The 5942-nt window shown below is 45.2% G+C and carries 6 protein-coding genes; 3 read left to right on the forward strand and 3 right to left on the reverse strand.

All coding sequences use genetic code 11. The features are described from left to right. Positions 1-46 precede the first annotated feature (46 nt). Entirely contained in the window at positions 47-1057 is a 1011-nt protein-coding gene (locus RMO27_RS17740) for a Gfo/Idh/MocA family oxidoreductase (protein ID WP_309734958.1), read from the reverse strand. Between the two features lie 387 nt (positions 1058-1444). On the opposite strand from RMO27_RS17740, the gene RMO27_RS17745 reads away from it, so the two are divergent. Further along, a complete protein-coding gene (locus RMO27_RS17745; protein WP_309734960.1) occupies positions 1445-1744 on the forward strand; it encodes a ferredoxin in 300 nt (99 codons plus the stop codon). 164 nt (positions 1745-1908) lie between these two features. After that, positions 1909-2514, forward strand: coding sequence for a Uma2 family endonuclease (locus tag RMO27_RS17750; RefSeq protein ID WP_309734963.1), 606 nt, complete (start codon positions 1909-1911; stop codon positions 2512-2514). 244 nt (positions 2515-2758) lie between these two features. On the opposite strand, the gene RMO27_RS17755 is transcribed toward RMO27_RS17750, so the two are convergent. Beyond that, positions 2759-3304: a hypothetical protein gene (locus tag RMO27_RS17755; protein ID WP_309734967.1), complete on the reverse strand. Its 546-nt coding sequence runs from the start codon at positions 3302-3304 to the stop codon at positions 2759-2761. Beyond that, positions 3301-3900, reverse strand: a complete 600-nt coding sequence (locus RMO27_RS17760) for a phycobiliprotein lyase (protein WP_309734969.1) — start codon at positions 3898-3900, stop codon at positions 3301-3303. Before RMO27_RS17760 ends, RMO27_RS17755 begins: the two co-directional genes overlap by 4 nt. A gap of 277 nt (positions 3901-4177) precedes the next feature. Between RMO27_RS17760 and RMO27_RS17765 the strand changes: the two genes are divergently transcribed. Then, positions 4178-5872 (forward strand): ABC-F family ATP-binding cassette domain-containing protein, encoded by a 1695-nt coding sequence (locus tag RMO27_RS17765; protein ID WP_309734965.1) that lies wholly within the window; start codon positions 4178-4180, stop codon positions 5870-5872. Positions 5873-5942 lie beyond the last annotated feature (70 nt).

Raw genomic sequence — 5942 nt, forward strand, 5'->3', positions numbered from 1 at the left:
CAATTCATGAATTGCCCCTACTCGTTAGGCACAGAGTGATTTGCCATTACACCGTATCAACCAAAACTGTGCGGCGAGTTTCTGCCGAAATTCGTGCCGCTTCCGCAACTCGCAGAGTGGCCAGACTAGCCGCAGTGGTGACATAATTGGGCTTGCCATCAATGAGATGATCGAGGACGAGTTCGAGATCCTTGGCAAATAAGCCTTTCCGCGCGCCGAGATCCAATGAGGTAGAAGTGCCATCCTGAATAAATACCCCTTCATCACCATCGAAGATTAAGGCACCATTTGCGCCATGTACTTCAAATTTGCGGGAGTTTTGCCATAAGCCTTCACCTTTGCCATAGACCACTTCCCCGATCGCGCTAGTATTTTTGAAACGTAATTGTGCCGTACACAGACAAGTTTTATAATAATCGCCGACACCGCCCCAATATTGGTTGTGACAATTGACACTTTCGATCGAGCCAAATAGATCGGTGAAGCGATGGAGTCGAGATAGAGCCGCAATCAACGGAAATCCGAACTCAGTGCGCTGAAAAGTCCATTTGTCAGGTACGGGACGCTGGCAGACGATCGTGCTGTAGCGAGCATAATGCACCTCACCGACACGATCCAACCATTCACGCATCGTCTGGTGGAGTCCGCCCAGGAGTTCGATATGTTCAACATGTAGTAGGACTTTTTTGGCCGCCGCCAGCGCGACAATTTCCGTCGCCTCGCGAAAGTCTAGTGCCAGGGGATACTCAACAATTGTATGCTTGCCAGCAGCGATCGCCGCGCGGACGATTTGCCCATGATCACCATTAATCGTCGCCACTAGGATCAGATCAATTTCTGGCATCTGCACCAACGCCTGCCAATCAGCTACTGTGGCGATATTGGAGCTACGGGCAAATTCTGCCGTGCGTTCGGGATTGCGCCCTGCGACAGCGACTAATTGAGTGCGACTCTCGGCAATGAAGCTTTGGGCGCGGATCTTGGCTGCAAATCCCGTGCCGACAATTCCCACCCGGAGTGGGAGATTAATTTCTCCGTAACTAGCGATTTTAGACATAAGATTTTTTAATATTAGAGCGAGAGCGAACCAACAGTCAAACTGAATGCTAGAAAATATTATAACTGCTGTCCCAGTCTACTATTCAGACCCCTCGGTTGTAATTTTTATCGCGATAAAATGTGATGAACGATCGATTGCAGCCACTCGCCAACCTGTTCGCTGTCACCGAGATATAAGTAATTAGGATGAATTCTCGCAATTTGATTACGAATACCATTCGACTTTAGCAGGACTTATAGATACAGATGGTAAGGTTTTCCCTTAGTATTCAGATAGAGATGAAAACTACTGCGATTTGCTAGGCAATCCTACCGATCGCCTGACTAGAGATACATCTACCCGCATCCGCAATTTTTAAGCGACATAGAGAGGAATTAATCTAACATGGCAACCTATAAAGTTACTTTAATCAACGAAGCTGAGAATCTGAACACCACGATTGATGTAGCTGATGACACCTACATTCTAGACGCAGCCGAAGAGCAAGGGATCGATCTTCCCTATTCTTGCCGCGCTGGTGCTTGTTCTACCTGTGCTGGTAAAATCACCTCTGGAGAAATCGATCAATCCGATCAGTCTTTCTTAGATGACGACCAAATCGAAGCAGGTTACGTGCTGACTTGTGTGGCTTATCCTAAGTCCAATTGCACGATCATGACTCACCAAGAAGAACAACTCTACTAAGATTTCGATCTCGATCGAGAGTTAATCATTGAGGAGCGGGGAATTAGACTAATTCCCCGCTCCTATTTTTTTTTGCTAAGGTCGATTTTCAAATCGGGAGCAACCAAGCCAAATGATATAATAACGCTATCAAAACCTATCTACCGCAAACGTTTGGAGGTGTTATGACAATTGCCACCGCACCTGCTGTCACTAATGAGCCATTGCTACTCGATGTCAGCAATACAACTCTAACAGTCACCCCAGCGCAATTCGACAGGCTGTGTATCGATAATCCCGATTTACGCTTAGAATTAACCCCGAATTTAGAATTGATTGTGATGGCTCCAGCAGGTGGTGAGAGTAGCGAAAAGAATAATGATTTGTCTGGACAAGTTTGGTACTGGAATCGACAAACTAATTTGGGTCGAGTATTTGACTCTTCAGGCGGATATGATTTGACCGCAATTGGTGGGGGACAACCATCGCCTGATGTTTCTTGGATTGAGAAGTCTCGACTAGAGGGAGTGAATATCGTCGGATTTATTCCAGTAGTACCCGATTTTGTTATCGAACTGCGTTCTGCTACAGATAATTTGAAGTCATTGCAGAAAAAGATGAAAGACTATCAACAGGTCGGAGTGCGAATGGGCTTGCTAATTAATCCAAAAAATCAACAGGTCGAGATCTATCGACCTGGGCAAGAGCCAGAGATACTTGAGTCGCCTGAGTCGATCGATTGTAGTGAAGTCATGCTAGATTTCATCCTGAGTATGGATAGAATCTGGTAGATGTTAGTTTTTTTTCAAGTCAAGATCGGTTAATGCGATATCTACAATCATTTAAATATTTGTCATGTTGAAAAATAAATTGGGTGTCAATTAAATTAATTTATCCTAAGAGTTTAAATGCCTCTGGAAATCCCAAGACCTTGATTCATTGAAGTTTTTCAAAATTAATTCAGCACACGATCTTAGATTGTCATCATAATTATTCTCCAATCTAAAATCCATTCCTTCAATGATTGATAGATGTCTAACCCTCACCGCGCCACCAAGCTAGAGGATCGATCGAGGGTGAATATGGCGGCCAACAATAGATACTGCGATCGTCTGGAATCAAAGAAGGTTGTGCAAAACCCAAACCCAAACATAAATGACTCAACACCTGGGCGTATTTGAGATCGTGTCCGGGATAGCCTAGATGGGCGTGAGCGTATTCATGCGCGACAAGTGCCAACCAATCGGCTGGCGCGACTCTACCCACATCCACCAAAATTGTTGTCGGCTCGTTATTAATATTGCAAAAACCATCTAATTGCACGAATGAAGCAAATGGCACTGCGAGAATCTGGATCGATCGGCGATCGCCTAGATTGAAACATTCATCACAAGCATTAACATGGATTTGGAGCGATCGATTGACATCTTCAATTTGTGTGCCAATCCAGTTGCAAATCGAGACTCGATCGCGGATGTTGCTGATCACGTCTACCATCTGCGGATCGGGCAAGGCGGATTTCACCCGATCTAGGTATGCTATGCCAATTTGATATGCTTCGGTTCGATCGCTAGCGATCACCAACCGAGCGGGGAAACAATTAATTTTGGATCTATACTTGCGGGGGAGTTCGCAACACTGTCGCCAGTGTGATCCCCCAGCACACGAGTTTCCGTACAAAAAGTCGCAGTGCTAAAGCCACCCATCCGTTTGACAGTACTACTGCGCACGCGGACATTCGGACTCGGAAACCAAAACCGCTCGACCGAACTCATGATGTCATAGTCAGTGATCAGCACCAAGCCACCATCATCATCCATCTGATATTGTCCGACAACCGCCACGATCTCCGCATAACCGCGATCGCGCAACAATTGACCGCTGTGAGGTTTTTCGGCATCTGGTACGAGCGCAAATACCGTCTTACCTTCATGATTTTCGCCCTCTTGATCCCAGCCCATTGAAGCCGCCCAAGTTACACAACAGCCACCGACAGCCAGATTAGGATCGACTTGATGCGATTCACACAAAGCAATTATTTCCGGATCTTGAGCCGCCAATGCCTTCACCTCAATCTCCGATTCACCCATCTCCGATCGTCTAAATGCCAGGTGATGCGTAGTCCGTTTTGATCGCCATCTACCAGCACTATGCTCAAAAAACTCCATTACGTCCATCATGGGCGGATTCTTCTTAGTAACTCAGTCTTAATTTTAGCAACTAATTAGGGGTTAGGCTTTAGGCTTTAGATTTTAGGGGATGCTGCTGGAACGAAGTATCGGCTCTAGATCAGCTAATTATATGGAGTTGGGATCTCGATCTAACACCCAACTCCTAAAGCCTAAAGCCTCAAACCTAAAGCCTAAAAAAATAGTGACCTAGTGGTAAAGTTTTGTTAAAATACAGACTGGGATACCCGCCCGCCTCTCACTACTCCTGGAGAAAATTAATTTCATGCTGCGACTGGAACATATCTGCAAGATTTATCCCACAGGTGAAGTCCTCAAGGACATTAATTGGGAAGTAAAGCCAGGAGATCGAATTGGATTGGTAGGTGCAAATGGTGCGGGTAAGTCTACCCAAATGAAAATTATTGCTGGGCAAATCGAACCTACCAGCGGTGAAATCATTCGTCCTAACAGTCTAAATATTGCCTATCTCAACCAGGAATTTGACGTCGATCCAACGCGGACAGTTAAAGAGGAATTGTGGCAAGCCTTTGGCGAAGCAAATCGCGTCCACTCCGAACTCGACAAAATCCATCATCAGTTAGAAACTGCTAGCGGTGATGAGTTAGACATCCTCCTCAATCGGATGGACAAATTTCAGCGATTGTATGAAGCATTAAATGGCTATGCCTTAGAAGCTGAAATCGATAAAATCTTACCAGAAGTAGGATTTGAATTAGAAGATGCGGATCGATTGGTGAGTGCCTTTAGTGGCGGTTGGCAAATGCGGATGAGTTTGGCCAAAATCCTACTCCAATTTCCCGATCTATTACTCCTCGATGAGCCGACTAACCATCTAGATCTAGAGACGATCGAGTGGTTGGAAAACTACCTCCGCAAACTTGAAACGCCGATGGTGATCATCTCACACGATCGCGAGTTTCTCGATCGACTTTGCAATCAAGTCGTCGAGACAGAACGCGGTGTATCGAGTACTTATCTCGGTAACTATTCATCCTACCTCGAACAAAAAGCGGAGAATTCTTACGCTCAATTAAATGCCTTCGAGCGTCAACAAAAAGAACTCGAAAAACAACAAGCCTTCGTCGAAAAATTCCGAGCTAGCGCGACTCGGAGTACCCAAGCAAAGAGTCGTGAAAAACTCTTGGATAAAGTCGAGCGAATTGCTGCGCCGGCATCGAGTATGCGGACATTGAGTTTCCGGTTTCCCCCTGCACCTCGCAGCGGTCGGGAAATTGTCGAAATTCAAAATTTAGAACATGTCTATGGCGATAAAATCCTATTCTTGGGTACCGACTTATTCATCGAACGTGGTGATCGAATTGCTTTTTTAGGCCCCAATGGTTGTGGTAAATCTACCCTATTAAAAATGATTATGGGGATGGAGCAACACACAAGTGGCTCCATCAAACTTGGCGAACATAACGTCATTCCTAGCTACTTCGAGCAAAATCAAGCCGAAGCGTTAGATCTCAATAAAACAGTCCTGGCAACTATTCATGATGAAGTCCCTGACTGGAAAAATGAAGCAGTCAGAACTCTATTAGGTCAGTTCTTATTCACTGGCGATATGGTTTTTAAAAAGGTCGAATCGCTCAGTGGTGGTGAAAAAGCTCGCCTCGCACTCGCGAAAATGCTACTGATTCCGGCCAATTTACTAATCCTAGATGAGCCAACTAATCACTTAGATATTCCGGCTAAAGAAACACTAGAAAATGCTCTAATCAACTATGATGGTACGGCGTTAATCGTATCGCACGATCGATACTTTATCTCTCAAGTTGCTAATAAAATTGTCGAAGTCCGCGATGGTGAGTTTCGGGTATATCTCGGCGACTATCACTACTATCTAGACAAGCTCGAAGAAGAACGCCAAGCTGCTAAACAACAAGCTTTGGCTGCTGCCGAAGCTGCTAAGAAAGCGGCAAAAGCCGAAAAGGCTAGTGCGAAGAAGAAATAACGAGTAATTATTTAATTAAGGGTAGGGGCAATTCATGAATGGCCCCTACCCTTTTTTGACAATACCAAAG

Origin of the sequence: Chamaesiphon sp. OTE_75_metabat_556 (assembly GCF_031378165.1) — a bacterium.
Classification (GTDB): domain Bacteria; phylum Cyanobacteriota; class Cyanobacteriia; order Cyanobacteriales; family Chamaesiphonaceae; genus Chamaesiphon.